Here is a 25,950-nt window from a genome sequence, read left to right on the forward strand (position 1 = left end):
GAAACCACCCAACCATCCCCTCCCACAGCGTTTACCGCTTCGCCTCAATCCCCATCTGCACGCGCACGCGCTTCACATCGGCGGCGGACACCGCACCCGCATGATTGCCCCACGCCGAACCCACAAAAGTCGCCAACTGCGCGATCTCATCGTCGTCGTAGCGCCATGCGAACGGCGGCATCGCCAGCGGCGTGGGCGCCGAAGCCGTCGACGGCAGCCGCGAACCCGCCAGAATCACCGCAATCAGCGAATCCGGATGCACGGCGAGCACGGAAGGATTGTTCGCCAGCGACGGGAACACGCGCGCCGCGCCTGCGCCATTCTGGCGATGGCAGGCCGCACAGCTATCCATATAAATACGCGCACCGGTGTCGTTGGCGTGACCGGCCATGATGGCCGTGAGCGTGGCGTCGTCGGCCTTGTACGCGGGCGCAGCGGCGTCGTTCGAGAGCGGCGTGAGGCTCTTCAGATACACCGCAATCGCATGCAGATCGGCATCGCTCAGATATTGCGTGCTGTGCTCGACCACCTCGCCCATCGGCCCTGTGACCGCCGAATGCGCCGTGCGGCCCGTCTTCAGCAACGCGGCGATATCCGCTTCGTTCCATTCGCCCAGACCCGTGCCCTTGTCGCCACGGAGATTGACGGGCGAACTGCCGTCGATGCGCGCGCCCGACAGGAAGCGTGCGCTGGCGCCGTCCAGATCGACTTCCTGGAAGCCCACGCCGCGCGGCGTGTGGCAGGTGCCACAGTGCGCGAGGCCCTCCACCAGATAGGCGCCGCGATTCCATTCGACGCTGTGCCCGTCGTCGGCCTTGAAGCGCGTGTCCTGGTGGAATAGCCGGTTCCAGTACGCTAGCGGCCAGCGGGCGTTGAGCGGCCACGGAATATCGGCCGGCTCGTTGGCCTGCATCGAGGCGCTCACGCGCGTCGTGAAGTACGCGTAGAGGTCGCGCAGATCGCTGTCGCTGACCTTGGCATAGGCCGTGTAGGGCATCGCCGGATACAGCTGGCGGCCATCGGGCGTCACGCCTTCGCGCATGGCCAGCGCGAAGTCCTCGAAGCTCCAGTTGCCGATACCGTGCGCCTTGTCCGGCGTGATATTGGTCGAATAAACCGCACCGAGCGGCGTGGCCAATGGCACGCCACCCGCGAACGGCGCGCCGCCCTTCGACGTGTGGCAGGCCATGCAGTCGCCCGCGCGCGCGAGATATTCGCCGTGCGCGGCATTGCCCGGCGCGGTCATCGCCAGGGCGTCGATGGTGAGCGACGGCTTCGTCAGACTGCCGGCCCACAGGCCGCCCACGACCACCACGGCCGCGCCGATTGCTACATAAAATTTGCGCATGTCGTGTGGCTCCTCAAACCTGGACCATCGGGCCGGGGTTCTTCAGGTAACGCTCGCGGATATTCGCGGCGGCCCAATAAGCGAGACCGCCGACCAGGCCGGTCGGGTTGTAGCCGATGCCATGCGCAAACACGCTCGCACCCAGCACGAACACGTTCGACACATCCCAGCTTTGCAGGTACTTGTTGACCACGGAGGTCTTCGGATCGGCGCCCATCGAGGTGCCTCCGTTGACGTGCGTGCTCTGATACGCACGCGTATCCCAATGCGCGCCGGGCTTCAGAATGCGGCCCGAAATGCTCTTCGGGTTCATCTGCTTGCCTATCTCCATCATCTTGCCGGCCACGTATTCCGAGGCGCGCAGATCGTTGTCCTGCCAGTCGAGCGTGATGCGCAAAAGCGGCTCGCCATAGGCGTCCTTATAGGTCGGATCCAGATCGGCGAAGCAGCCGCGATACGCCATATTGCTGATCTGCGATTCGATTCGGCCCGTATGCAGGAAGTTGTCGGCCACGGCCTGCTTCCATTCGCTGCCCCATTTGGGCGTGCCTTTGGGCAGCGGGATGCCGCGCACCGGACCATTGCCGGTCTGGCGGCCCCAGATGATGCCGCCGCCGATAAAGCCGAGTGGCCCGTGATCGAAGTTATCGGCGTTGAATTCCTCGACGGCCTGACCGCCGCCGCCCGCGCCCATGAACGGGTTGATGTAGACGTCCTTGTCCCAGAACATGTTGACGCTGTTGAGCACCTGGTAGCAGAAGTTGCGGCCCACGGTGCCTTCGCCGCTATCGACGTTGTACGGCTTGCCGATCTTCGACGACAGCATCAGGCGGATATTGTGCAACTGGAATGCGCCGAGCACGACCAGGTTCGCGGGCTGAAATACTTCGTTTCCCTGAGCATCGATATAGGTGACGCTGGTGGCCTGCTTGCCGTCCTTGTCCAGTTCCACGCGCAGCACGTGCGAATTCACGCGCAGTTCGAAGTTGCGCTTGCGGAGCAGTGCCGGAATGATGGCTGTTTGCGGCGAGGCTTTCGAATAGTTCAGGCAGCCGTAATCGCTGCAGAAGCCGCAGAAATTGCACGGCCCAAACTGGCATCCATATTCATTGGTGTAGGCCCCCGAGGCATTGCCCGCGGGCAGCGCGAACGGCTTGTAGCCGAGTTCGCGCGCGGCCTTGGCGAAGAGGCGTCCGGTCGGATGATCGGGCAGCGGCGGCAGCGGGAATTCGCGCGAACGGTACGCTTCGAACGGATTGCCGCCTTCCTGCGGCTTGCCTTTGATGTTGCCGGCACGGCCCGAGGTGCCGCACACATATTCCCAGCGGTCGAAATGCGGTTCGAGTTCGTCGTAGGTCACGCCCCAGTCTTGCAGTTGCATGCCTTCGGGGATGAACTTTTCGCCGTAACGCTCTTTCACGCGGCTATGAAGACGCAGTTCATCAGGCATCACGCGCGACTGCACGCCCGACCAGTGCGTTCCCGCGCCGCCTACGCCTTCGCCCGGCTTGAACGAGCCGATCTGGCGATAGGGCAGGGCCGTATCGTCCTTGGTATGACGCGTGGTGACAGTGGTCTTCGCGAGATTTTGAAGAAGCGCATTGCGCGCCGAGTATTTGATTTCGTCGACGATTTGCGGATACGCGAAATTGGGAATCGTGTCGCGCCCATCGCCGCGTTCGAGTGCGACCACATCGAGGCCCGCGCTGCACAGTTCCATCGCCATGATCGAGCCGGTCCAGCCGAACCCGACGATCACCGCATCCACCGGTTTTTTCTTGATTGTTGCCATGCTGCTTAACCCCGCTTGCCGTACTGGCTGACCGGACCGTACGGATACGGCTTCGATTCGCTGACCCACTCGACGTAATCCGCGCGCGCGCCGGGGTAGCCGATCATCTTCCAGGAGCCCATGTCCTTGTTGCCGCCATACATCGGATCGCCGAAATAGCCTTCCATGGTGTTCTTGAGCAGAAATCCGCTGAAGAACGACTTCATGTTGAAGTCGTCCTGGATCTTGCCGCCTTCGACATCCTTAAGGAAGGCGACCTGTTGCGCCTTTTCCAGCTGGGCGAAGCTTTTGCCGCTGAAATGCGCCTTGCAGTAAGCGTCGATCGCGCGAATGCCCAGACGATATTGTTCCTTCGGCGTGAGCTTCGATTGATAGCCGAATTCCGGCGCGCCCTTCTGGAACGGGCCGTGCATATACCAGCGCGAGGCGTCGCCATAGCCGGTCTGCAATTGACGGTCGATGTATTGCGGTACGCCCAGTTCGACGGCGCCGGGACCCACCTGATCTTTCGGGATCAGGCAATCGCACGCGGCATTCACGAAGGCCCATTCGTCGGGCGTGAAATAACCCGGCTGATAATGCTGCTGGGCGGGCGTGTCGGGCGGCGGCGCGGAGCGCTTGATCTCGTCCGCAGTGGGGCGCAGCACGGCAGAAGCCGTGCCGACGGCGGCAACGGGCACGATCGCAATCGATCCCTTGAGGAACGAGCGACGGCCCGCCTTGTCTGGCGATGTCATGGGGAAGGGGACTCCAGCGAGTGGCGCTGATGCGCTTGTGATACGTAGGGCGCGCCCGCCTCGCGATGAAGCGAGACCGCGCGCGCGTGGAGAGCGGGGACGCTGAAACGCCAGAAAGGCGTCAAGCCACCCGGAAAACCTGCACGGTGCTGCTGAGCTTGCTTGACTGCGTGTCGAGCGCCTGTGCGGCGGCCGTGACCTGCTCGACGAGCGCGGCGTTCTGCTGGGTGACCTCGTCCATCTGGGTGACGGCGGTGTCGATCTTGCGCGAACTGCCTTCGATCTCGCTCATCGTGTCCACCACGCGCTGCACCATTTCGCTGCCGCGCGTGGCAACGTTTGCTGCGGTGTGCGCCAGATCGCTGCCGGTGCGGGCGTTATCGGTGTTCTGTTTCACCGCCGAAGTCAGCTCGTTCATGCTGGCGGCCGTTTCCTGCAACGAAGCCGCTTGTTCTTCCGTGCGCGCCGAAAGATCGATCATGCCCGCTGCAATTTCACGCGTGGCGACCGAGACCGATTCGCTGCCCGATCGCACCGAACCCGTCACGTTGCCGAGTTCCTTGCGGGTCTTTTCGATGCTTTCAAGCAGCAGGCCCATTTCGTCGTTTCGTTGTGCACGCACCGGCTTGCTCAGGTTGCCGGCAGAAATGTCCTGCAGGCTTTCCAGTGCGTAATTGAGCGGGTTCATGATCGCGCGGCGCAGCATCACCCAGCCGAGACCGGCGGCGACGAGACCGAGCACAACCATCACGGCGCTCACCGTGGAGAACAGATAGAAGTTCGACTCGGCTTCTTCATAGCGCGTCTTCGCGTTCTCGTAGAGATGCTTTTTGACCTCGTTGTTCGCCGCGCTCATTTTGCTGTAGAGGTCGGAAAGCTGCGTCATCGCGATGTTGTCGGCGGTTTCCTTGTCGCCTGCCTGCAGCGCCCTGGTGAAAGCGGCCACGGCGTCGCGCATGGCGGTGCGGTGCCCGGTCGTCTTCGCGATCAGCGGCAACTCATCCGGTTCGTGCGGCATCTGCTGGAATTTGCTCCACCACTCGTCCGAATTCCTGAAGAAGCCCGAGGCGCGGTCGAGTTGATCGGGCACCGTGGAGGCTTCGGGATGCAGCGCCACGCGGTCGAGCACGAGGCGCGTGCGGGCGATATAGATCTCGGCGTTGTCGATCGCCGTGGATTCGGCGAGCTTGTTGCGATAGGTGTCGCGGTTGGCGCTATTGGCCTTTTGCGTGCTGATGAACCCAAGCACGCCCGAGACGGTGAGCAGGGCGGCGAGAAGGGCGAAAGTGAGTGCGATACGCGCTCGAATAGTGAGTGTCATGCGTCTGTACCGATTTGACCAGGGGGACGCAGCACAGGTAACGGCTTCCTGAGGCAGTAGATGGCTGCGGGCGTTCCTCCTTCATATCGTCATTCGTCTGACTATATTTAGGGTGCATATCGAAATTTTTAAGAGACTACTGAATTTCTTCTTTGAAATCAGACTGAAAGGGCGAGCAAATTTTTCGGCGAAAGGACGGTCAGAACCCGCTGGGCCGCTGCGAGGCTTGCAGGCAGGAAAGCCGAAGCAAGAAAACGTTTGCTATTGCAGAGGACGATTTTTCTGTTCTGTTTGAAGATTATTCAATCTTGAGGCCGATTCTCAATCTGGACGGCAGATCGCAGACTTCATTCACACGCGCTGCACTACGCGCCGAACAGAACGATCCACACCTCAAGGAGCCACCATGAATACGCAAACCGTCCTTTCCGCCACCGCCCTCGCGCTTGCTCTGGGTACGGCCGCGCTGCCTGCCGTTGCCGCCGAAGTCGATGCGAACCTCGTCCAGCCTCATGAACTGATCGTCGATAAAAGCTTGCCCGCGCAACAGGTTCAGCAGCAGATTCATGCCGCGCGCCTCTATGACACGTTCTGGAGTACTGGCGACGAAGGCCAGGCGCACGCCGCGCTCGCGCCGGATTTCACGGATCGCACGCTGCCGGCCGGAAGGGCGCAGGGGCTTGTGGGACCACTCGCCGCTTCGAAGGTCTTTCACGCTGCCGTGCCCGATGTTCACGCCGATGTCGAGCAGATGATCGTCGCGGGCGATCGCGTGATTACGCATCTGCACTTCTCCGGACACTTCACGGGCACCTTCAACGGCGTGCAGGGGAAAGGCCAGAAGGTGGATTTCATCGCCACGGATATCTACCGCATTCGGGATGGGCGGATCGCCGATAACTGGCATCTGGAAGATAACCTGACTTTTTTGCAGCAATTGGGCGTGGTCTCAGAGTAAGTCGGGAAGCGGGGAAGTCAGTCAGATAAATCGCATTTAAATGAATGTTTTTCCTGAAACGAGAAGATTCTGGGCTATCAGATCAGCAGGATATGCCTTCCAGAAGGGCATGAAAGCGTGCGCCTGAGTAGTCAGTAAAAAATGCCTTTAAAAATCGATTCTGCATTTGGCGAGGAATAGATTGCTGCTGATATTCAGCTTGAATCGGGTTTATGTAACAAGATGTAATTGCTATCAACGTAATGTGACATTGTTCGTATAAATAAAGTGTCGATTCACAAAACAATGCCTTGTGGTTCGATGACTGCGTTCTCTACTCCGTTTTTTGCAGCCGTTCGCGCGAGTAAATCCGTATGCAGGAGCAAGGTCGATGAAACGAACACACGTCATAGTTGCCGCTGTAGCCGTGCAGATCGCGTTGATGCCCGTTGCGCCGCTCGTGCCGCTGGCCGAAGCGGCGGTCTACTCGAACGGAACGGCTAGCGCCACGTTCAATGTCACGCTCACGCTACAGGCGAATTGCGCGATCTCCGCCAATCCGCTGGCCTTCGGGACCAATGGCGTGCTGGGCACAGCGATCAACCAGCAGACCACGCTTAGCGTGACCTGTACGAACACCACGCCATATAACGTCGGGCTCGATGGCGGCAACGTGACGGGCTCTTCCGTCACGAGCCGCCTGATGGCGGGCACGGCGACCGGCAACACCACCACGACGGTGGGCTTCCAGCTCTATCAGGACGCGGGCCGCACGACAATCTGGGGCAATACGCAGGGCACCAACACGGTGGCTGGCACGGGCTCCGGTTCCGCGCAGACGCTCACGGTCTACGGCCAGGTGCCGGTGCAGACCACGCCCAAGCCGGATACCTATCAGACAACGGTCACCGCGACGGTCTACTTTTGAAGCGGGCACGCGCTGTTCATGTCGCGCCGGCGGCCGCATGGGCCGCATCGGCCGTCGCTGCGGCGTTGCTGTGGTCCGCCGGTGCAGTGGCCGCGACGCTGCAGATTTCGCCGGTCACGATCGAGTTTTCCGCTGCCGAGGTTGCGACCGGCCTGACGCTGCGCAATCCCGGCGATGCGCCGCTCTATGGCCAGGTGCGCGTGTTCGAGTGGAGCGAGGCGCACGGCGATGACGTGCTCACACCCACCGGCGATGTGATCGCCAGCCCGCCGCTGATCGAGATCGCGCCGCATAGCGATCAACTCGTGCGGCTCGTGCGCGCCAAGGCGCCGGGTGCGCCGGGTACGCCGCCTCAGGGCGCGAGCGGCGGCGGTGGTGCTGAGGCGCTCGAGCAGAGCTACCGCATCCTGATCGACGAGCTGCCCGCGCCGGGCACGCCAGGCGCCGAAGGCGTGACGATCCGGCTGCGCTATTCGGTGCCTGTCTTCGTCGATGCAGCGGGCGCAGGCATCGCGCGGCCCTTGCTCGCGTGGCGTCTCGTGCATGAACCGCAAGGCTACGCGCTGCGCGCCGACAATTCGGGCACCAGGCGGGCGCAGATCGCCGCGGTCTCGCTGTTCGACGATGCGGGCCATCACTGGGACGTGACGAATGGGCTGCTTGGCTACGCACTCGCACGGCAGAGCCGCCAGTGGAGCGTGCCGATTCCTGCCGATGCGAAATTCAGCGGCCAGCTCAAGGTGCGGGCGACCGTCAACACGCTGCCGCTGGAGGATACGGTGTCGATCGAGCAGGGAGGGTGAATAGCGTGGCCGAACGTGAAGCGCAAATGCGAGGCTGAAGCGCAGTGGCTTGTCGGCGCAATTGTCATGAATGCGGTGCGCGCCGGGGGACAGCATGAAACGAACGACGACGAATGAAACGAACTCGCAGCGCTGTGAGACGTGGCCGGGCGAGGCGCATGGTATCGGTGGCGGCGCTGCTGGCGTTCATGAGCGCCGGCGCACATGCGCAAGGGCAGTTGATCAACGCGGGTGCGATGGACGCGCGTGATCTGTATCTCGAAGTCGATGTGAACGGACAGCGCACCGCCCAGATCGTGCACTTGCGCCAGTTGGGCGGCCATCTCTTCGCGAGCGGCGAAGATCTCTCGCAAGTGGGCGTGGCGACGGCGCAGCTCGGCATCGCGGATAGCGCGAGCGTCGATCTCGATTCGCTGCCCGGCCTTCATTACCGCTACGACGCCCAACATCAGACGCTGGAACTGCAGATTCCGGATGCGATCCGCAAGCCGTTTGCGTTCGATACGCGTTCGGTTTCGGCGGTGCCGCCGGCGACTTCGGCGCGCGGCCTGGTGTTCAATTACGATGCCTTCGCGCAGGGCGGATCGGCTTCGGAATTCGCGCTGTGGAGCGAGGAGCGCTATTTCGATCCGAAGGGAGTGCTAAGCAATACGGGCGTGGCCTATCTGTACCACGACTGGAATGACTATGTGCGCTACGACAGCTCGTGGAGCATGTCGAATCCGGCGAATCTGAGTACCACGCAAATCGGCGATACGATCTCGTCCTCGCTGGCGTGGACGCGCTCGATCCGCATGGGGGGGCTCCAATATCGCAGCAATTTCGCGCTGCGTCCCGACCTCGTCACCTTCCCTGTGCCCGCGTTGCCGGGCAGCGCGGTGGTGCCGACTTCCGTCGACCTCTACATCAACAGCGTCCGCCAGTATTCGGGCAACGTGCCAAGCGGCCCGTTCATCATCAACGATGTGCCCGGCATTACCGGCGCGGGCCAAGCCACCGTCATCACTCGCGATGCGCTGGGCCGCACGATTTCCACTTCGGTGCCGCTCTATGTGGACACGCGCTTGATGGCAGCGGGTTTGTCGAGCTATTCGTTCGAAGCCGGCTTTTTGCGCCGCAATTACGGGTTCGATTCGTTCGATTACGACTCGCGCCCGGCCGCGAGCGCATCGTGGCGGCATGGCGTCAACGATCATTTCACGCTCGAAGCGCACGGCGAAGCAACCGGTGGTCTCGTCAACGCGGGCGGCGGCCTGCTGTTTGGGCTCGGATCGGCGGGGGTGGTCAACGGGTCGGTTTCGGGCAGCGGCGGCAAACTCAATGGCGCGCAGTTGAGCATCGGCTATCAATATGTGTCGCAACGGTTTTCGGTCGATGCGCAGACGATTCGCGCGTATGGCAACTATGGCGATCTGGCGGCGCGCGACGGTTCGCCCGTGCCCGATATCACCGACCGCGTGACGCTGGCGGTGCCGTTCCTGCGCAACCAGACGTTTTCGCTCAGCTATATCGGCTACAAGATTCCATCCGCGCCGGTCTCGCAGATCGGCTCGGTGGCGTGGACGTTCAATTTCGGCAATCTGGTGTCCTTGAATCTGAGCGCCTACCAGGATTTTCGCCAGCACAATTCGCGCGGCGTGCTGCTTTCCGCGAGCATCGGCCTGGGCGGCAATGCGTCGATCAATGCGACGGTGGGGCGCCAGGACGGCGCGTCGACATGGAACGTCAACGCCTTGCGTCCGCCCGATTATTCCGGCGGCTGGGGTTGGGGCGTGCAGGCGGGCGGCACGGGCGCGACACCGTTTCGCCAGGGGCAGTTGCAGTATCTGGGCCGCTATGGCGAGGCGACGGCGTCGGTGCAGCAGGTGGCGGGGCAGACCATCGGCGCGCTCGACCTGACCGGCGCGGTCGTGCTGATGGACGGCACGGTGCAGCCCGCCCGGCGCATCGACGACGGCTTCGCGCTGGTGTCGACGGACGGCGTCAAGGGCATACCCGTGCTGCACGAAAACCGTGTGATCGGCGTGACCGATGGCGGCGGTCACCTGCTGATCCCGGACCTCAACGCGTACCAGCACAACCAGGTGGCGATCGACGCGATGCATCTGCCCGCCGATGCGCGTATCACCGATACGTCGATGGATATCGTGCCCCAGGCGCAATCGGGCGTGCTTGCGCATTTTGGCGTGACGCGTTATCACGCAGCCTCGATCATCGTGCGCGACGCCGATGGACAGCCGTTGCCCGCTGGCGCGCGCGTACATCACGTGGAGAGTGGACACGACACGATCATCGGCTATGACGGGCTCACGTTTATCGATGGGCTCGCGCCGGAGAATCATCTGGCAATCGAGTCCGGTGACAAGCACTGCGAACTGGTGTTTGCGTGGCGGGAGAATCAGGGCGATACGCTGCAGACCATCGGGCCGCTGGTGTGCCGCTTGCAGGAGCAGCAGAGCCGGCCGCCCATGTCGGCTTCGCCGCCAACAGGAGCGCAGCCTTGAGAACGATCAGGCGCGCGTTTTGGATGCTCGGCGTAAGCCTCGTGCTGCTGTTCGCAGCGAGCGGCGCTCGCGCGCAGAGTTGCCAGGCCGTGGCGAACCCGGTGGGTTTCGGTTCGGTCAGCCCGATAGCGAACGTGGCCTATACAACCACCTCCACCATTAGCGTGACTTGCACGTGGCCCGCCGTGTCCCTTACGCCCGATGTGCTCGTGTGCCTGAATCTGGGCGGCACGAGCCCGCGCTCGCTCGTCAACGGCTCGAATACGCTGAGCTACGATCTCTACCGCGATAGTGGACACGCGCAGGCCTGGGGTTCGACGTATTCCGGCACCACACCCATTTCACTCACGATGACCAAACCGAGCGGCACGACGCTCACCACCACCGTCACCGTCTATGGCCAGATAAGCTCATCGCAGCCCACGGTGCCCACCGTCAACAGCGCCAGCACCACGTATACGCAGACATTCGGCGGCAATACCACGTCGATCAATTACGGCTTTTATCTGCTGGTCGCGCCGACGTGCGCATCGCTGGCCACGGGCGGCTCGTTTCCATTTACGGTGACCGCCACTGTCATCAACAATTGCAATATCACTGCGACCAATGTGGCTTTTGGATCGGCAGGCGTACTCAGTTCGGCGCTTACCGCGACGGGGGCTATCACCACGGTTTGCACCAATGGCGATGCCTTCAGGATCGCGCTTAACGGCGGCGCGAGCGGCAACGTGGGCGCGCGCGCCATGCAGCGCTCGGGCGGCGGCGGCACCGTCAATTACCAACTTTATCTGGACTCGAACCGCAGCAGCGCGTGGGGAGATGGCACGGGCAGCACGGCCATGCAAGCCGGTACGGGTTCGGGCACGCAACAGGTTTTCACGGTCTACGGAAAGGTGCCGGTGCAAAGCACTCCCGCACCAGGCAATTACAGCGACACCATTACCGCGACGATTTATTTTTGAATCGGGTGCTAACGTGTTAGCGCCAAAAATCGAAACTTATCATTGCGGAGAATGCGCTTAATAATTTGCGGCTGTCTTTCTAAACTTGGTGTGAAATGGCGTGGATTGAATCGTCATCGAGAAATATGAAAGGACTGTTCAGGTCCAGATTCCATTCGAGCCTATTCGAAGCTATTCGAACCAAGGAGGAGCACATGATGAAGAAGGCAACCCGCACGCTTATTGCAGCCGCTATCGTTATCACGACGTCGGGCGTTGCTTACGCACAGAACAACACGCTGGCTACGCCGTCGGTGAAGTCGCCGGTGGCGCCCGCAAGCGAAAATAGTGGCTATGGGACGCCTGCCGCCGCGAATTCGGAAAGCGGCATAAGCGCCGGTGCAACGAATCCAGGCCTGCCGAATGGCGCCAACGCTGCAGCAGCGGCAGACACGAGCGCATATGGCGTGAACAATACGCTGGCCAGGCCATCCGTGAAGTCGCCTGTCGGTCAGTAAGCGCTTTCGCCGGCGAAGACCGCTGTTCTCAGGAACGGCGGCTTTTTTCATTGTCCATATGGTTTGCATCGCTAAGTAATCAGCTTCGATGTGGCCCGCACGATTTCGTCGACGAACGCGCGAACCAGGGGATGCTTGCGCTCGCCGCGTCGCCAGGCAACGTAGATTTTGCGGCGAACCTCCGGCTTGAGCTTGACCCATGCCACACCGGGCGGTGCGCGCAGTACCCGAAGGCCCGGCGCAACTGACACCGAACATCCCGAAGCCACCATCGCTTCCACCATCTCCGATCCGCGACATCGCGCGTTGATGCGTGGCTCAAAGCCGGCGCGGCGGCAGAGATCGATGACGAAGGCGCCAATCGTGCTCCACGTCGATTCAATCGCCCACGATTCGTTGCTGAGATCGGCCAGACTCAGCGATGTTTTCCTGCTCAACGGATGGCCCGTTGCGAGCGCTACGTAGAGCGAATCCTCGGTTAGCGGCACGACCTCCACGCTCTCGCGGTTATCGCCCATCGCGATTGAAATATCGTCGATCAAGGCGATGTCCGTGCGCCAGGATCGCAGCGCGGCGATGGCGTCGATGGGCTCCATTTCCTCGATGGCGATATCGAGGCGCGCAAATGCATGCCGGAGTTCCTTGACCGTGTCCGGCAGCACCATCGATGCAATCGACGGGAAAGCGGCGACACGCAGCTCACCGGCAATTTCCTGTTTCAGTTCAGCCAGCACCGAACGGGCTTCGTCGAGCACGCCCATCACGCGTTCCGCGTATGTCGCCAATGCCTGACCGGCGGGCGTAAGCCTGACGCCACGGCCCACGCGTTCGGTGAGTTGCGCGCCGGTCTCCTGCTCAAGTTGTCCAATCTGTTGCGATACCGCCGACGGCGTCAGGAACAACGCTTCGGCCGCCGCGGCCATCGTGCCGCACCTCGCCAGTTCCAGCAGCGCCCGCAATCGTCCCAGGTCCATCGTGTTCACTCCCGATTTCAATTGTTCAAATCGGCTAATGTATTGCTAAAAAAACGATAAGTATACGTGTACGAATCCGACGCCTAAAGTGCGAGCTACATGCAACGCTTGTTAGCCACTTCCCGGAGGTCGATATGCCTGACTTTCTCTTTTTCATGCGGATTTTTAGCTGGATTGCGCGCCATGAACAGCGGCAAAACGTGGGGTATCTCTCGGGCGCGGCCGACCTCGCCGAACTGGAGCGCCGGATGCGCGTACTTGAAAGACGCGGCTAGCGGATCAGCAAGGTCTGCTTTACATTGTCAGCGGTTCGCATCCTCATCCACTGTCACGGCTCGCCAGCAAAGACAATCTGGAGCCGCCAGCACGGTGTTTCGGGCATGTACGTCTACTGCCGGCTCCATGACGATGTCTACGCCGGGCGCAATTTCAGTCATCTCGAAGCGCGCTTCGAAGACCCCGGGGCGGATGTGGCGGCCGGACGGTTAGAACTGCAGGCTAGTTTGCGCAGGGCCGCCGCAGCGTCACGCTCCCCACCAAAAAACAACGCCCGGAATTCCGGGCGTTTGATTTTCATTGGCCTGATCGACTTCAAAACGTCACGGTCCACAGCGCATTCGCCGTGCGTTGCGCGCCGAACTCCACGGCGGAGTTAATCCGCATTGAAGAAGGATCGGCTTGCGAGACGAGATAGGGCTCGCCGTGCAGACAGCTCACGGCGGGAGCAACGCGGTCGTCTGCTGCGCTGATGAGGCAGCTTTGCTGGACGACGAGACTCACGACCATGGAGGCCGGAGCGGGTTCGGCGGCGTCGCCGGTGGCGAGAACCGAGAGGCTGAGGGCGAGCCCGAAGGCTAACGCCAGCCAGTGGCGGATAGGGCGGGACATGTTCGGAAACGATTCTTCTTTGTTGCGGGCGCAGGGATCGATGGATGGGAACGGCGTCTATCCGTTTGTCGGCAGCGCGACGCAAAAGTTGAGCACTGCGGGTTGAGCACTGCGGCCATCGGCGAGGGCTTCAGGTAGGGCGGCGCTCCATGAGGCGCGGTCCATGAGCGCCTTTGCGTCTGCCTTTGCGCTGACTTTGAAATTCGATTCGCCCCGCGCCTGCGGGCCGATGTCGTCAATATGCGCGCCTGCGCGCCCCATTGCAACATTCCCGAAACTATTTTCCTCGCCCGTCAAAGGCTTTCCTGGCGGGCTGTCCAGCGATTCCCGCCTGCTTCGAAGTGATAAGCAAACTGAAAATTCATCTTCACAATAGGTAATGTTATAACGTAACATTCGCGTCGACTATTGCGGCCAGCAACGCAACAGCGCCTCACGCGCCGCGCACAAGGGCCAGGGGAATCGCCCGTGTGCCGCGCCTCATTCCACCGACACAACTCAAGAAGCAAACAACGATCACCGTGGCGACTTCAACCCAGTCTGAACTTTCATCGATGCGGCGCGCCGCACGTCCGCGACGCGCATTGTCATCCCGTGCGGCGCTGTTGCGCCTCACGCCGGTTTCGCTCGCGCTGCTCGGCGCGCTGGCCCATGCGCAGTCCACCAACCGTGCTACGAGCAGCGTTAGCGCCAACGCGGCGTCCGAAGCTACGCTGGCGCCCGTTTTCGTCACCGCGAACCCGCTCGGCGACGCCGATCTGATCTCGCCCGCCACGGCGCTCGACGGCGACGCACTGACGCTGCGCGCCGCGAATTCGATCGGCGAAACGCTCAACGGCCTGCCCGGCGTATCGACGACGACCTACGGCCCGATGGTCGGCCGCCCGATCATCCGCGGCATGGACGGCGACCGCATCCGCGTGCTGCAGAACGGCGTCGCGGCCTGGGACGCGTCCTCGCTCTCTTACGACCACGCCGTGCCGCAAGACCCGCTCACGGTCGAGCGCGTCGAAATCGTGCGCGGCCCGGCGGCATTGCTCTATGGCGGCAACGCGATCGGCGGGGTCGTCAACACCATCGACAACCGGATTCCCCGCGAGCCGATCCAGGGTGTGACGGGCGCGGTCGACGCCAGCTACGGCGGCGCCAACGACGCACGCGCGGGCGCGGCGCAAGTGGAGGCCGGCAATGGCCAGTTCGCTTTCCACGTCGACGCATTCGACCGCGATACCAGCGACGAACGCATCCCGGGCTACGCGCATTCGACGCGCCAGCGCGCCCTCGACGGTGCGCACGCAAGCGAAGCCTACGGCAGCATCCCGAACAGCGACGGCCGCTGGCATGGCGGCGCGGTCGGCACCTCGTACACCTGGGCCGACGGCTACGCGGGTGTCTCGTACAACGGCTATCAAAGCGATTACGGTTCGGTGGCCGAAGACGACGTGCGTCTGCGCATGCATCAGGATCATGTGGCCGTGGCCTCGGAAGTGCGCAATCTGCGCGGGCCGTTCAGCCAGCTTAAATTCGACTTCGGCTACACCGACTACGAACACCGCGAAATCGACAACGGCACCGTGGGCACCACCTTCCGCAATCACGGTTACGAAGCACGGCTCGAAGCGCGCCACAAGAAAATCGGGCCGTTCGAAGGCGCGATTGGCGTGCAGGTGAGCCAAAACACGTTCTCCGCGCTCGGCGACGAAGCGCTCGTGCCGACCACGCAGACCACCAACGTCGCGCTATTCGGTCTCGAAGAATGGAACCTCACCCCGGCGCTCAAGCTGAGCCTGGGCGCGCGCTACGAGCACGTGAAGCTCGACCCGACGCCCAACGGCAACGAGAAGTTCGCCTCGGCGCAAGGGCGCGATTTCAATGCGGGCAGTCTGTCTGCGGGAGCGCTCTACAAGCTGACGCCGGCATGGTCGGTGGCAGGCAACGTGGCTTACACGGAACGCGCGCCCACGTTTTACGAGCTTTACGCGAACGGCCCGCACGATGCCACGGGGCAATATCTGATCGGCAATCCGGACGCGCAGAAAGAAAAGGCGATGTCCGGCGATCTTTCGCTGCGCTTCGAGCGCGGCCCCAACAAGGCAAGCGCGGGCGTGTTTTATAGCCGGTTCCGCAACTATCTGACCGAGTACAACACGGGCCGTCTCGTGAACGACGATGACGAAGTCGTACCCGCCGGCACCGACGGTGCGCTTAATGAAGCGGTCTATCGCGGCGTACGCGCTGAGTTCTACGGCGTGGAAATCGACAGCAAATGGCGCGTATTCGAAAAGGGCGCGCATCGCGTGGATGTATCGTTCACGGCCGATTACACGCACGCACGCAATGTCGATACCGGCGCACCGTTGCCGCGTATCGCGCCGCTGCGCGCGACGCTGGCGGGCGATTACGGTTATGGTCCGTTCGGCGCGCGCGCGGAACTCGTGCATGCCTGGGCGCAACATCGCGTGCCCGAGGACGATCTGCCGACCGATGGCTACACCACGCTCGCGCTGATCCTGACTTACAAGTTCCACGTGGGATCGACGAACTGGCTTGCGTATGTACGCGGCGACAATCTCACGAATCAGGACGTGCGTTATGCGAGTTCGGTGGTGCGCGATATCGCACCGGAAGGCGGGCGCAGCGTGATGGTGGGCTTGAGGACGACGTTCTAGACAAGGCGTGCCTGTCAGCCGGATCGATATCGATTGGCTGCATAGCATTCCTGATCGATCGGTGAGGGCGGCATGTAAATGCCGCCCTCGTTCACACCTGTGCTTTGACTTCTGTCTCTTCCTGCACCACCAGCCCACTGACCGAGGCGGTCAGCCCGCGTCCGCCCGGATTATTGCGCAGGACCAGCTTCAAACCATGCCGTTGCGCGATCCGCATGGCAATCGAAAGTCCCAATCCGCTGCCCGTGCCCGGCACATGATTGGCGCGATAAAAGCGGTCCAGTACGCGTTCCAGATGTTCCTCGGGAATGCCCGGCCCGTTGTCCACTACATCGAAACCCACGCGGCCATTCGTGCGGGTGAGCACCAGATCGATCTTGCCGCCGGGCGGCGTATAGCGGATCGCGTTGTCGAGCAGATTGTTCATCAGCGTTGCGAGGCCGTGTGCGTCGGCGGCTACGTTGCAGATATCGTCGTCGGTGACGGGCGGGCGCAGTTCCAGCCCGAGATCGATATTTTTTTCCTCTGCCAGCAAAGAGAGATCGCCAATGGCGTGTTCGGCCAGACGGCGCAGGCTTACTGCGGCCACCGGCAATTCCGCCTGGGCGTCCTCGCGCGCGAGCGTGAGCAATTGCTGCACGAGGCGAATCAGCCGGTTCAGACGCGTTTCGATGCGCCCGGTGGTCTGCGGCTCGCCGCTGAGCGTGCCGTCGCGCAACGCAGCCTGCAATTGCAGCTTGAGCGCCGCGAGCGGCGAGCGCAGTTCGTGCGCGGCATCGGCGATAAAGGTGCGTTGCGCCTGCGAAGCCGTGTTCAAACGGGCAAGCAGATCGTTGAGCGCGACCACCAGCGGACGCAATTCGATCGGCACCGATCGATCGAGCGAGACCGGCCCAAGCGCATTGTGCGAGCGCGCGGCCAGCAGCGCCGAGAGTGCGCCCACGGGAGCCAGCCCACGCGCCACCACCAGCAGTACCAGCACGATGGCCACCGGCACGAACACCGCCAGCGGCCAGAGCGTGTGCAGCGCCAGTTTCAGCGCGAGCGTCTCGCGCACGGAGACCGGCTGCGCGACCTGCACGAAGCGATCGGCCTGCTGTACGCCGAAGGTGCGCCAGTGCGACTCCTCGTGCTCGAAGGTATGGAAGCCTGCGGGATTGCGCGGCAACGGTTCGGCCTGCGCGGTGTGATAGATCGCCGTGCCGTTGCGGTCCCAGATCTCGATCAGGATGCGATCGTCGGCAATGCCCTGCATGTCGGGCTCGTGCTGCTCGCTGCCGTTGCCCGGACGCAGGTTCGAGGGCAGCGAAAGCGCGACGGCGCGCAGTTCGTAATCGAAAAGCTCGCTCGCCTCGTTGCGCGCCGTGTGGAAAATGCCGAATCCCGCCACCGCCGATCCCGCCGCGAAGCCGCAGATCAGCCAGCCTAGCAGGCGGCGCTTGATCGATCTCATTGCGCCCTCTTGAGCCGATAGCCCACGCCGCGCACCGTCACGATCTGTTCGGCGCCGATCTTGCGGCGCAGGCTGTGCACATGCACTTCGATGGTGTTGCTGCCCACTTCCTCGCCCCAGCCGTACAGCCGTTCTTCGAGTTCGGCCTTGGTGAACACGCGCGCGGGTTCTTCGATCAGCACGTGCAACAGCGCGAATTCGCGCGGCACCAGCGCAATCGGCACGCCGTCCATGGTGACTTCGTGCGCGGCCGGGTCGAGCGTGAGATTGCCATGCGCATAGACCGGTTGCTTGCGGCCCGTGCGTCTGCGCAGCAGGGCGCGCGCACGGGCGGCCAGTTCGTCGAGATCGAAGGGCTTGACGAGGTAGTCGTCCGCGCCCGCGTCGAGTCCGCTCACGCGGTCGGTCACGCTGTCGCGCGCGGTGAGGATCAGGATCGGCGCTTCGCCGCCGCGCCGCCGGTAGGCGGACAGCACGGACACGCCGTCCTTTTTCGGCAGGCCCAGATCGAGCAGCACGAGGTCGTACACGTCGTTGGCGAGCGAGAGTTCGGCCTCGCGTCCGTCTTTTGCCCAGTCGACCGCATAGCCTTCGCGGCGCAGCCCGTCGAGCACGGGCTCGGCAATCATCTCGTCGTCTTCCACCAGCAGGAGGCGCATCGTGGTGCTCCAGTTCGCATCATTGGGCGCGACGTCGCTCGATCCACGCTGTGAATCGCCTTGCGCCGCGCGCGGTGTTTCGTTGGGTGATTGTCGCTCATTCGTGGCCATGGCTGCGCCCTCCGGTGCCGGTTCCGGTTCCGGTCCCGGTTCCGGCTTTCGCGCCCAGCAGCACCCGCAGCAAGGCGGGCAGCACCAGCAGCACGAGCGGCATCTGGACGATCAGCCCGGAAATGATCGCCACCGCCAGCGGCTGCTGCATCGCCGATCCTTGTCCCAGCGCGAAGGCCAGCGGCAGCAGCGCGAGGATCGCGGCGATGGTGGTCATCGCGATCGGGCGCAGACGGTTGCGGCCGGCGGCCTGTAGCGCTTCGTGCAGCGGCAGGCCGTCGTCGCGCACCAGTCCCTGGAATTCGGACACGTAGAAAATAGCCACTTCCGTGACGATGCCGATAATCATCGTCATGCCCATCATCGCGGAGATATTCAGCTCGATCCCCGTCATCCACAGGCCGATAAAGACCGCGCCGGTGGCGCACAGCGGCATCGCCATGACGGCCAGCGCCACGCGAAAGCGTTCATAGAGGAACAGCAGCAGGCCGAACACCAGCGCTACCGCTGCGCCGAACACCGCCATGAGCCCCTTGAACGCAATCTGTTGCTGCTGATAGAGGCCGCCCAGTTCGTAGTACACGCCGGCAGGCAGGAGGCTCGGGTCGGCGAGCGCGTGCTGCACATCGGCGATGGTCGAACCCAGGTCACGCCCGTCGATGCGCGCCGTCACCGCCACCATGCGCTTGAGATTGTCTCGGCTGATTTCGGGCTGACCGCTCACGGTCGTGCGATCGGCCACGCGCGCGAGCGCGAAAATGTGCCCATCGGGCGCGCGGATCGGCAACTGGCCCAGCGCGGTATCGGTCATATGCAGCGCGCCCTGAGCCCGCACGCGCACGCCGATGCTCTTCGGTCCGCTCTGGTACTGCGTGGCGACATTGCCGTCGAGCAGATCGCTCACCTGCTGGGCGATGGCCTGCGGATCCACGCCCTCGGCCGCGGCGGCGTCGGGGCGGATATGCAGATCGATGGCGTCGCCGGCCGGATTGATGCCGTCGTTCACGTCGACGATGCCCGCGATCTTGCCGATGCGCGCCGCCACGCGCTGCGCCGTGTCGTCGAGCTGCTGGGTATCGTCGGAATAGATCTTGATCTGCACCGGCTGCGGCACGGCGGTGAGGTCGCCGATCAGGTCTTCCATCAGCTGCGCGAGCTCGATGCTCACGCCCGGCACCTGGCTATCGATCTTCGAGCGGATCTCTTCCATCACCGTGTCGATCGGCTCGCGTGAACCCGATTTCAGGCGCACGAAAAAGTCGCCCTTGTTCGGCTCGTTGAGGTCGCCGCCGAGACCCGCACCGGTGCGGCGCGAATAGGTGGCGACGTTCGGATTGGCGCGGATGATGGCCTCCACCTGCTGCATGAGGCGATCGGTTTCCGTGATCGAAGTGCCCGGCCGCGTGTGGTAGTCGAGCACGAAGCCGCCTTCGTCCATCGACGGCATGAAGCCGCTGCCCACGCGCGTGAAGGCGAACGCGGCAGCCAGCAGCAGCGGCACGAGCAGCGCCAGCGCCCACACGGGACGCGCGCTCACGCGAGCAACCAGTTTTGCGTAGCCGCGATTGAGCCAGGCGGCAAAACGCGTTTCCTGGTGCTCTTCGGCGTCTTGTGCGCTGAGCCAGCGATCGCACAGAATCGGAATCGCCAGCCAGGTGACGAGGAAGGAGATGAAGAGGGCGCTGGCCATCGTCACGGACAGCGCCTTGAAAAACGCGCCCGTCACGCCCGAGAGAAACGCAAGCGGAACGAAGATAATCAGCGTGGCCGCCGACGATCCCGCCAGCGGGCGCGTGAATTCGAGCGCCGCGCTCATCACGCGGCCATGGAAGGCGTGCGCGCCGGCCTCGCGCATCCGTCGCGCGATGTGCTCGATCATCACGATGGCGTCGTCGATCACCAGACCCACCGCCGCCGCCATGCCGCCGAGCGTCATGATGTTGAAGCCCATGCCAAACACGTCGAGTAGCAGAATCGTCGCGGCCATCACGATGGGCACGAGCGCCACGGCGATCAGCGTGATCTTGAGGTTGCGCAGGAACACGAAGAGCGTGAGCGCGGCCAGCACCACGCCGATCATGATGGCGTCGCGCACACTAGTTGCGGACGCAACCACAAGCTCGCTCTGGTCGTACCAGTTGGCCAGATGCACGCCGGGCGGCATCTGCCTGCCGAAGGCGGCGAGCCGTGCGCGAATCGCCTGTGCCATCGCCACGCTGTTCGCGCCGGGCTGCTGATAGACGTTGATCAGTACGGCATCCTGACCATCGGCGGTGACGCGAATCCATTGCGGGACCGTGCCTTGCGAGACCGCGGCGATCTCGCCCAGCCGCACCTGATTCGCGCCGCTCGTCGTGACGACCACGTTTTTCAGCGCATCGAGCCCGTTCACGGCGGTATTGGCCACGACTAGATAAAGCTTGTCGTGATCCTCGATGCGGCCTGTTGCCATCAGCACGTTGCCCGCGCCGATCGCGCGCGAGACGTCCGCCACCGAGAGTTTGTACGCCGCGAGCCGCGCGGGATCGACCGCCACTTCCAGTTCGTCGCGTGCGCCGCCCGTGACGTCCACACGCGCCACGCCCTCGACCGAGGAAATCAGGGGGCGTAACTGGAACTGCGCGAGATCGTAAAGCTGCGCGAGCGAGCGCTGCGAGGACGTAAGGCTGTAGGCGATCACCGGAAACACGGTGGGGTCCATGCGGCGCACCTGCATGGAGGTGCCGGGCGGCAAGGTCGCCATGATTTCGGCGATGGCCGATTGCGCCTGCAGCGTCGCCTGGGCCATGTCGGTACCCCAGTCGAAATTCAGCGAGATTTCCGCCGCGCCCCGGCTGGTGCGCGATTCCACGTCGCGCACATTGGGTACACGGCGCAGCGCTTCCTCCACGGGCACGGTGACGAGCGTGGCCATCTGCTCGGCGGGGCGGTCGCCCGCATCGAGCGAAACCACGGCGCGTGGGAACGAAACGTTCGGAAAGAGCGAGATCGGCAGTTTCAGGGCGGTGAGCGCGCCCGCGACAGCGGCCAGCGCGATTACGAACAGCAGCGAGCGCCGACGGCGCTGCATCCATTGGCCAAAGGTCATCGCGCGCCGCCTGGCTTGGCCTGCGCGGCATTCGCCACGCGCACCGTCATGCCGTCTTCGAGTTCGTAGTTCCCGCTCACGACGAGCGGTCGTGCCGCATCGAGCGCGCCGTCCACGCCATAGATATCGCCGTGCTCGACTTTCACGGTCACCGCCACGCGATGCGCCTTATTGCCTGGGACAACCTGGTAAACATATTGGCCACGCGAGTCCTGGAGTACGGCGGCGCGCGGCAGGCTCCACCAGTCGCCGGGCTGCGCATCGATATCGGCGCGCACGCGCGTGCCGGGCAGGAACGCCGTGCCAGCGAGCGGCACGCTCGCCCCCACATCGACGAGCTGGCTTTGCGCATCGACCGATGCGCCCACCATCGCGATCTGGCCCGGCGCCTGCAGCGCGGGTTGCGAGGCGGCCAGCGCGTGCAGCACGATGCGGTCGCCCGGATGGATCAGCGCGGCGTCGGCGGCTTCGACGCCTAGCGAGACATTCGGCGTTTTGGCGTCGCCTGCATTCGCGCCGACCAGTTGCGCCAGCGCGGCGCCGGCCTGCACCTGATCGCCGGGCGCGGCGCTCACCTGCGCGACTGCGCCGGCGGCCGGCGCCGTGATCGTCTTCGCGCCCGCAGCGATGCCCGAAGCGTTTTGCGCGGCGATCGCCTGCATGGCGTCGTCGAGCGCCTTTTGCGCGGCGGCGAGTTGCGACTGGGTGGCGAGGTTGTCGCGATAGAGCGCCTGGGTGCGGGCGAGTTCGCCGCGCGCGAGCGTCGCTGCGCTTTGCGCCTGGGTGAGCGCAATCACGGCGGCCGGATCAGCCTGGACCACGAATAGCGGCGCGCCGCGGCCGACGCGCTGACCCGGCTGCACCAGCACGCGCGTCACACGCGCGACGTAGGGCAGGCTCACGGTGGCGGCGTTCGCGCCCGCGGCGGCGACCACGCCATAAGCCACGATGCGCTGCGAGACGTTTTCGCGGACCACCCTGGCGGTTTGCACGGCAACGGTTGGTGCGGAGTCTGCGCTGTCGCCCGTTGCGGAGGCATCCGCATGCGCCGCGTGGGCGACAAGGAACGCGCCGCCCGCAGCGAGCGCGCCAGCGGCGCACAGGGCGTACGCAGCGGCACGCATGGGGATTTTGCGGTTGAACATGAGTTTCGGCTTATGTGTCGGCTTTCTGGATCGGTGCCTGTATCAGCGGGAGGCGGCGTCCCGTGTGCTGTCGTTCGCCGCGCCGTAGGGCGGGGGAATCGCGCCACCCAGCAGCGCTTCGAGTGCGATGCGTTGCTCCGCGAGCGCCTCGCGCGCGGCGGCGGTGTCGACGCGGCGTGCAAGCGCTGCGCTTTGCGCATCGACGTACTGGCCAATCGTGATGTCGTGCGCCGCGTAAGCGTCGCGCGCACGCGCTGCCGCGAAGTCGAGTTCGGGCAGCGCGGCTTCGTCCTCGTTGAGTTGCTGCGAGGCTAGCGCGCCGTCGGCCTGCAAATGCGCGATATCGGCGCGGGCGGCGTTCAGACGGCTCTGGTACTCGTCGGCAAGACGCTCGCGCGTGGCCTGCTCGATGGCGATGTTGCCGCGATTGCGGTTGAACACCGGCAGCGTGAGGTTGATGGCGAAGCCGCTCGTATAGATCTCCGAGGTATCGCGTTGACGCGTGAAGCCCACGGACAGGCTCGGGAACTGGTTGAGAATGGCGGCGCGATATTTCTGTTCCTGCGCTTCGTAGCCTGCCTGTAGCGCGATCAGATCGGGGCGGCGCTGCGCCAGCGCGGCGAGCGCCGCGTTGAGCGCGCCTGCATCGACGGGTTGGACTTGCGCCTCGCCCGCCAACGGCAGATCGACATCGGGCGCGAGACCAAGCAGCGCGTTCAGGTCGTGGTGCGCTTGTTCGTGCGCGCGCTGCATATCGACATATTGCTTGCGCGCGTCCTGCGACGCCGTGAGCGCGGCGGTCGCCGTGTCGCCGGTGACGTTGTGCTCGCGTGCCGCATGCGCGATTCGCATGTAGCGCTGTTGCGACAGGGCGGCCTGTTGGGCGAGCAGCGGCAACGCCTCGCCCTGGAAGCGCATCTTGACGAACAACTGGCGCGCCTGCGCAACGATCTGCCATTCCTGCCATAGCAGGCCCAGATCCGTTTTACGCACGGTGGCATCGGCTGAGCGTTTATTGGCGCCACGCGTGACGATTGCCATCACGTCCATGCTCAAGCCGTAGCTGAACGCGCGAGACAGCCCCGCAGCGCCCGGATAGTCGCTCGATATGCCGACCTGCGGATCGGGTACCAGTCCTGCGGAAAAGGCCTGCGCCTGTGCGATGTGCAGATCGTCGCGGGCGAGTCGCAGATCGGGGTTGTTCGCGACCGCCAGCATCGCCACTTCGTCGATATCAAAACCATCGGACGGATCGAAGCGATGCGCCGCGAGCACAGGCAAGGGCATGGTCGCCGGATCGATCTGCACGCGCTGAAGCGTCTCCTGCGTGAGCAACGAATCGTTCGACGGCAAGGGCTTCGCGTGATAAACCGCGCAGCCGCCCAGAATGAGAGCGGCGAGCGGCAAGGCGCGACATGACACACGGAAAGACAGGCAGGACAACGGACGTTCCTCGACGAATGCAGGGCTGCTACGGCAGCATTGCGAGGCATTCTGCTGGGTAAACGCTTATGTGCTGCTTAAGGGATCAAACAGCCAGTTGATAGTAATTCGTATGGCAATTGTAATAATTCCAGATTGCCGATTTTCGATAACACGTCGATTTATGACTCTCTAGCATGGTTTTCATCCCCGCCTGGGCTGTCCGAGGTCGCATCCGTCGACTCACCGCCACGCCCGCGCGGGCTTTCATCGAGGAGAAAACACCATGCACGCAGAGTCAAAAGGCCAGTCCGCGCCCGCGCTTCAGCAGACGCTCGGCACGTGGCAACTGTGGGGCATCGCCGTCGGGCTTGTGATTTCCGGCGAATATTTCGGCTGGAGCTACGGCTGGGCGAGCGCCGGCACCCTAGGCTTCGTCGTCACGGCCCTGTTCGTGGCGGCCATGTACACCACCTTTATTTTCAGCTTCACCGAACTCACCACTTCGATCCCGCACGCGGGCGGACCGTTTGCCTATGCGCGCCGCGCCTTCGGCCCCGCAGGCGGCTTTCTGGCGGGCGCGGCCACGCTGGTGGAATTCGTGTTCGCGCCGCCGGCCATCGCGCTGGCTATCGGCGCGTATCTGCACGTGCAATTTCCGGGACTTGAGCCGAAGCACGCAGCGATGGGCGCGTACCTCGTGTTCATGGCGCTCAATATCGTCGGCGTGCAGATCGCCGCGACGTTCGAACTGGTGGTGACGCTGCTGGCCATCTTCGAACTGCTCGTGTTCATGGGCGTGGTGTCGCCGGGCTTCTCATGGGACCACTTCTCCAAAGGCGGCTGGTCGGGCGTCGATCACTTTTCGATGGGCGCCTTCCACGGCATGTTCGCTGCAATTCCGTTCGCGATCTGGTTCTTCCTCGCCATCGAAGGCGTGGCCATGGCCGCCGAGGAAGCGAAGAACCCCAAGCGTTCGATTCCGATCGCCTATGTTGCCGGCATCCTGACGCTGGTGGCGCTCGCCGTGGGCGTGATGGTGTTCGCAGGCGGCGCGGGCGACTGGACCAAACTCGCCAATATCAACGACCCGCTGCCACAAGCCATGAAATACATCGTTGGCGAGCATAGCGGCTGGATGCATATGCTCGTCTGGCTCGGCCTGTTCGGTCTGGTTGCGTCGTTCCACGGCATCATCCTGGGCTACTCGCGCCAGATCTTCGCGCTGGCTCGCGAAGGCTACCTGCCTGCGTGGCTCGCCAAGGTGCATCCGCGCTTCAAGACGCCTTATCGCGCGATTATCGCGGGCGGCGTGATCGGCATCGCGGCCATCTATAGCGACGAGTTGATCCAGTTCGGCGGCCAGACGCTCACGGCCAATATCGTCACGATGTCGGTGTTTGGCGCGATCGTCATGTATATCGTCAGCATGGCCGCGCTGTTCAAGCTGCGCCGCGCGCAACCGCGTCTGGCCCGGCCGTTCCGCGCGCCGCTCTACCCGTTCTTCCCGGCCTTCGCGCTGCTTGCCGCGCTGGTTTGCCTTGGCACGATGGTGTATTTCAATGCGCTGGTCGCGGTGATCTTCGTGGGTTTTCTCGCGCTCGGCTATGCTTATTTCCTCGCGACCCGTGCCCAGCGCGAAGCCGCTTCCCAGGTCATTCAAGCCGCAGACCCGCTGGAAACGTCCGGCGCGCTGCTGGAGGAATGAGCGC

At 63.5% G+C, this 25,950-nt stretch carries 21 protein-coding genes; 9 read left to right on the forward strand and 12 right to left on the reverse strand.

What is annotated here, in order from left to right; genetic code table 11:
- Nucleotides 1–31: 31 nt before the first annotated feature.
- From F4827_RS10525 to F4827_RS10540, 4 genes are all read right to left on the reverse strand, one after another.
- The gene (locus tag F4827_RS10525) at nt 32–1,348 is read right to left on the reverse strand and encodes a cytochrome c (RefSeq protein ID WP_183723908.1); all 1,317 of its coding nucleotides are present in this window, start codon (nt 1,346–1,348) and stop codon (nt 32–34) included.
- Between the two features lie 13 nt (nt 1,349–1,361).
- Nucleotides 1,362–3,140, reverse strand: a complete 1,779-nt coding sequence (locus tag F4827_RS10530) for a GMC family oxidoreductase (RefSeq protein WP_183723907.1) — start codon at nt 3,138–3,140, stop codon at nt 1,362–1,364.
- A gap of 5 nt (nt 3,141–3,145) precedes the next feature.
- A complete protein-coding gene (locus F4827_RS10535) occupies nt 3,146–3,877 on the reverse strand; it encodes a gluconate 2-dehydrogenase subunit 3 family protein (protein ID WP_183723906.1) in 732 nt (243 codons plus the stop codon).
- Nucleotides 3,878–3,998: 121 nt separating this feature from the next.
- Nucleotides 3,999–5,198, reverse strand: coding sequence for a Tar ligand binding domain-containing protein (locus F4827_RS10540; RefSeq protein ID WP_183723905.1), 1,200 nt, complete (start codon nt 5,196–5,198; stop codon nt 3,999–4,001).
- A gap of 406 nt (nt 5,199–5,604) precedes the next feature.
- On the opposite strand from F4827_RS10540, the gene F4827_RS10545 reads away from it, so the two are divergent.
- From F4827_RS10545 to F4827_RS10570, 6 genes are all read left to right on the forward strand, one after another.
- On the forward strand, nt 5,605–6,156 hold the full coding sequence (locus tag F4827_RS10545; RefSeq protein ID WP_183723904.1) for an ester cyclase: 552 nt from the start codon (nt 5,605–5,607) through the stop codon (nt 6,154–6,156).
- Nucleotides 6,157–6,577: 421 nt separating this feature from the next.
- Entirely contained in the window at nt 6,578–7,063 is a 486-nt protein-coding gene (locus F4827_RS10550) for a spore coat U domain-containing protein (RefSeq protein WP_233178475.1), read from the forward strand.
- Nucleotides 7,060–7,866 carry a molecular chaperone gene (locus F4827_RS10555; RefSeq protein ID WP_183723902.1) on the forward strand — a complete coding sequence of 269 codons (807 nt, stop codon included), beginning with the start codon at nt 7,060–7,062 and terminating at the stop codon, nt 7,864–7,866. The genes F4827_RS10550 and F4827_RS10555 overlap by 4 nt, the downstream gene beginning before the upstream one ends.
- A gap of 158 nt (nt 7,867–8,024) precedes the next feature.
- Complete coding sequence (locus F4827_RS10560) at nt 8,025–10,370, forward strand: fimbria/pilus outer membrane usher protein (RefSeq protein WP_260175100.1); 2,346 nt, start codon at nt 8,025–8,027, stop codon at nt 10,368–10,370.
- 23 nt (nt 10,371–10,393) lie between these two features.
- Complete coding sequence (locus F4827_RS10565; protein WP_183724040.1) at nt 10,394–11,332, forward strand: spore coat U domain-containing protein; 939 nt, start codon at nt 10,394–10,396, stop codon at nt 11,330–11,332.
- Nucleotides 11,333–11,526: 194 nt separating this feature from the next.
- Nucleotides 11,527–11,829, forward strand: a complete 303-nt coding sequence (locus tag F4827_RS10570; protein WP_311673087.1) for a hypothetical protein — start codon at nt 11,527–11,529, stop codon at nt 11,827–11,829.
- A 71-nt stretch (nt 11,830–11,900) separates the two neighbouring features.
- On the opposite strand, the gene F4827_RS10575 is transcribed toward F4827_RS10570, so the two are convergent.
- Nucleotides 11,901–12,803 (reverse strand): LysR family transcriptional regulator, encoded by a 903-nt coding sequence (locus F4827_RS10575; RefSeq protein WP_183723900.1) that lies wholly within the window; start codon nt 12,801–12,803, stop codon nt 11,901–11,903.
- Nucleotides 12,804–12,937: 134 nt separating this feature from the next.
- Between F4827_RS10575 and F4827_RS10580 the strand changes: the two genes are divergently transcribed.
- Nucleotides 12,938–13,078, forward strand: a complete 141-nt coding sequence (locus F4827_RS10580) for a DUF3563 family protein (RefSeq protein ID WP_183723899.1) — start codon at nt 12,938–12,940, stop codon at nt 13,076–13,078.
- 316 nt (nt 13,079–13,394) lie between these two features.
- On the opposite strand, the gene F4827_RS10585 is transcribed toward F4827_RS10580, so the two are convergent.
- Both F4827_RS10585 and F4827_RS10590 read right to left on the reverse strand, forming a co-directional pair.
- Nucleotides 13,395–13,691: a hypothetical protein gene (locus F4827_RS10585; RefSeq protein WP_183723898.1), complete on the reverse strand. Its 297-nt coding sequence runs from the start codon at nt 13,689–13,691 to the stop codon at nt 13,395–13,397.
- Nucleotides 13,692–13,748: 57 nt separating this feature from the next.
- A complete protein-coding gene (locus F4827_RS10590; protein WP_183723897.1) occupies nt 13,749–13,988 on the reverse strand; it encodes a hypothetical protein in 240 nt (79 codons plus the stop codon).
- Nucleotides 13,989–14,245: 257 nt separating this feature from the next.
- On the opposite strand from F4827_RS10590, the gene F4827_RS10595 reads away from it, so the two are divergent.
- Complete coding sequence (locus F4827_RS10595; protein WP_183723896.1) at nt 14,246–16,360, forward strand: TonB-dependent receptor; 2,115 nt, start codon at nt 14,246–14,248, stop codon at nt 16,358–16,360.
- Between the two features lie 91 nt (nt 16,361–16,451).
- Here F4827_RS10595 and F4827_RS10600 read toward each other — a convergent pair whose 3' ends face one another.
- The 5 genes from F4827_RS10600 to F4827_RS10620 form a co-directional block, all read right to left on the reverse strand.
- The gene (locus tag F4827_RS10600) at nt 16,452–17,813 is read right to left on the reverse strand and encodes an ATP-binding protein (RefSeq protein ID WP_183723895.1); all 1,362 of its coding nucleotides are present in this window, start codon (nt 17,811–17,813) and stop codon (nt 16,452–16,454) included.
- Nucleotides 17,810–18,472 (reverse strand): response regulator, encoded by a 663-nt coding sequence (locus F4827_RS10605; RefSeq protein ID WP_183724038.1) that lies wholly within the window; start codon nt 18,470–18,472, stop codon nt 17,810–17,812. Before F4827_RS10605 ends, F4827_RS10600 begins: the two co-directional genes overlap by 4 nt.
- 97 nt (nt 18,473–18,569) lie before the next feature.
- Nucleotides 18,570–21,671 (reverse strand): efflux RND transporter permease subunit, encoded by a 3,102-nt coding sequence (locus F4827_RS10610; protein ID WP_183723894.1) that lies wholly within the window; start codon nt 21,669–21,671, stop codon nt 18,570–18,572.
- Nucleotides 21,668–22,816, reverse strand: a complete 1,149-nt coding sequence (locus F4827_RS10615; RefSeq protein ID WP_183723893.1) for an efflux RND transporter periplasmic adaptor subunit — start codon at nt 22,814–22,816, stop codon at nt 21,668–21,670. The genes F4827_RS10610 and F4827_RS10615 overlap by 4 nt, the downstream gene beginning before the upstream one ends.
- A 42-nt stretch (nt 22,817–22,858) precedes the next feature.
- Nucleotides 22,859–24,259 (reverse strand): TolC family protein, encoded by a 1,401-nt coding sequence (locus F4827_RS10620; RefSeq protein ID WP_260175099.1) that lies wholly within the window; start codon nt 24,257–24,259, stop codon nt 22,859–22,861.
- Nucleotides 24,260–24,524: 265 nt separating this feature from the next.
- Here F4827_RS10620 and eat point away from each other — a divergent pair, with 265 nt between their 5' ends.
- Nucleotides 24,525–25,946: an ethanolamine permease gene (eat, locus tag F4827_RS10625; RefSeq protein WP_183723892.1), complete on the forward strand. Its 1,422-nt coding sequence runs from the start codon at nt 24,525–24,527 to the stop codon at nt 25,944–25,946.
- Nucleotides 25,947–25,950: the final 4 nt, after the last annotated feature.

Source organism: Paraburkholderia bannensis, assembly GCF_014200455.1.
In the GTDB taxonomy this organism is placed as follows: domain Bacteria; phylum Pseudomonadota; class Gammaproteobacteria; order Burkholderiales; family Burkholderiaceae; genus Paraburkholderia; species Paraburkholderia bannensis_A.

What these genes read in the sequence shown, in the direction of transcription:
- F4827_RS10595 (WP_183723896.1), top strand. Translation starts at nt 14,246, where the DNA reads ATGCGGCGCGCCGCACGTCCGCGACGCGCATTGTCATCCCGTGCGGCG.
- F4827_RS10600 (WP_183723895.1), bottom strand. Translation starts at nt 17,813, where the DNA reads ATGAGATCGATCAAGCGCCGCCTGCTAGGCTGGCTGATCTGCGGCTTC.
- F4827_RS10580 (WP_183723899.1), top strand. Translation starts at nt 12,938, where the DNA reads ATGCCTGACTTTCTCTTTTTCATGCGGATTTTTAGCTGGATTGCGCGC.
- F4827_RS10535 (WP_183723906.1), bottom strand. Translation starts at nt 3,877, where the DNA reads ATGACATCGCCAGACAAGGCGGGCCGTCGCTCGTTCCTCAAGGGATCG.
- F4827_RS10605 (WP_183724038.1), bottom strand. Translation starts at nt 18,472, where the DNA reads ATGCGCCTCCTGCTGGTGGAAGACGACGAGATGATTGCCGAGCCCGTG.
- F4827_RS10610 (WP_183723894.1), bottom strand. Translation starts at nt 21,671, where the DNA reads ATGACCTTTGGCCAATGGATGCAGCGCCGTCGGCGCTCGCTGCTGTTC.
- F4827_RS10575 (WP_183723900.1), bottom strand. Translation starts at nt 12,803, where the DNA reads ATGGACCTGGGACGATTGCGGGCGCTGCTGGAACTGGCGAGGTGCGGC.
- F4827_RS10540 (WP_183723905.1), bottom strand. Translation starts at nt 5,198, where the DNA reads ATGACACTCACTATTCGAGCGCGTATCGCACTCACTTTCGCCCTTCTC.
- F4827_RS10545 (WP_183723904.1), top strand. Translation starts at nt 5,605, where the DNA reads ATGAATACGCAAACCGTCCTTTCCGCCACCGCCCTCGCGCTTGCTCTG.
- F4827_RS10530 (WP_183723907.1), bottom strand. Translation starts at nt 3,140, where the DNA reads ATGGCAACAATCAAGAAAAAACCGGTGGATGCGGTGATCGTCGGGTTC.
- F4827_RS10560 (WP_260175100.1), top strand. Translation starts at nt 8,025, where the DNA reads ATGGTATCGGTGGCGGCGCTGCTGGCGTTCATGAGCGCCGGCGCACAT.
- F4827_RS10550 (WP_233178475.1), top strand. Translation starts at nt 6,578, where the DNA reads ATGCCCGTTGCGCCGCTCGTGCCGCTGGCCGAAGCGGCGGTCTACTCG.
- F4827_RS10585 (WP_183723898.1), bottom strand. Translation starts at nt 13,691, where the DNA reads ATGTCCCGCCCTATCCGCCACTGGCTGGCGTTAGCCTTCGGGCTCGCC.
- F4827_RS10525 (WP_183723908.1), bottom strand. Translation starts at nt 1,348, where the DNA reads ATGCGCAAATTTTATGTAGCAATCGGCGCGGCCGTGGTGGTCGTGGGC.
- F4827_RS10570 (WP_311673087.1), top strand. Translation starts at nt 11,527, where the DNA reads ATGATGAAGAAGGCAACCCGCACGCTTATTGCAGCCGCTATCGTTATC.
- F4827_RS10615 (WP_183723893.1), bottom strand. Translation starts at nt 22,816, where the DNA reads ATGTTCAACCGCAAAATCCCCATGCGTGCCGCTGCGTACGCCCTGTGC.
- F4827_RS10565 (WP_183724040.1), top strand. Translation starts at nt 10,394, where the DNA reads ATGCTCGGCGTAAGCCTCGTGCTGCTGTTCGCAGCGAGCGGCGCTCGC.
- eat (WP_183723892.1), top strand. Translation starts at nt 24,525, where the DNA reads ATGCACGCAGAGTCAAAAGGCCAGTCCGCGCCCGCGCTTCAGCAGACG.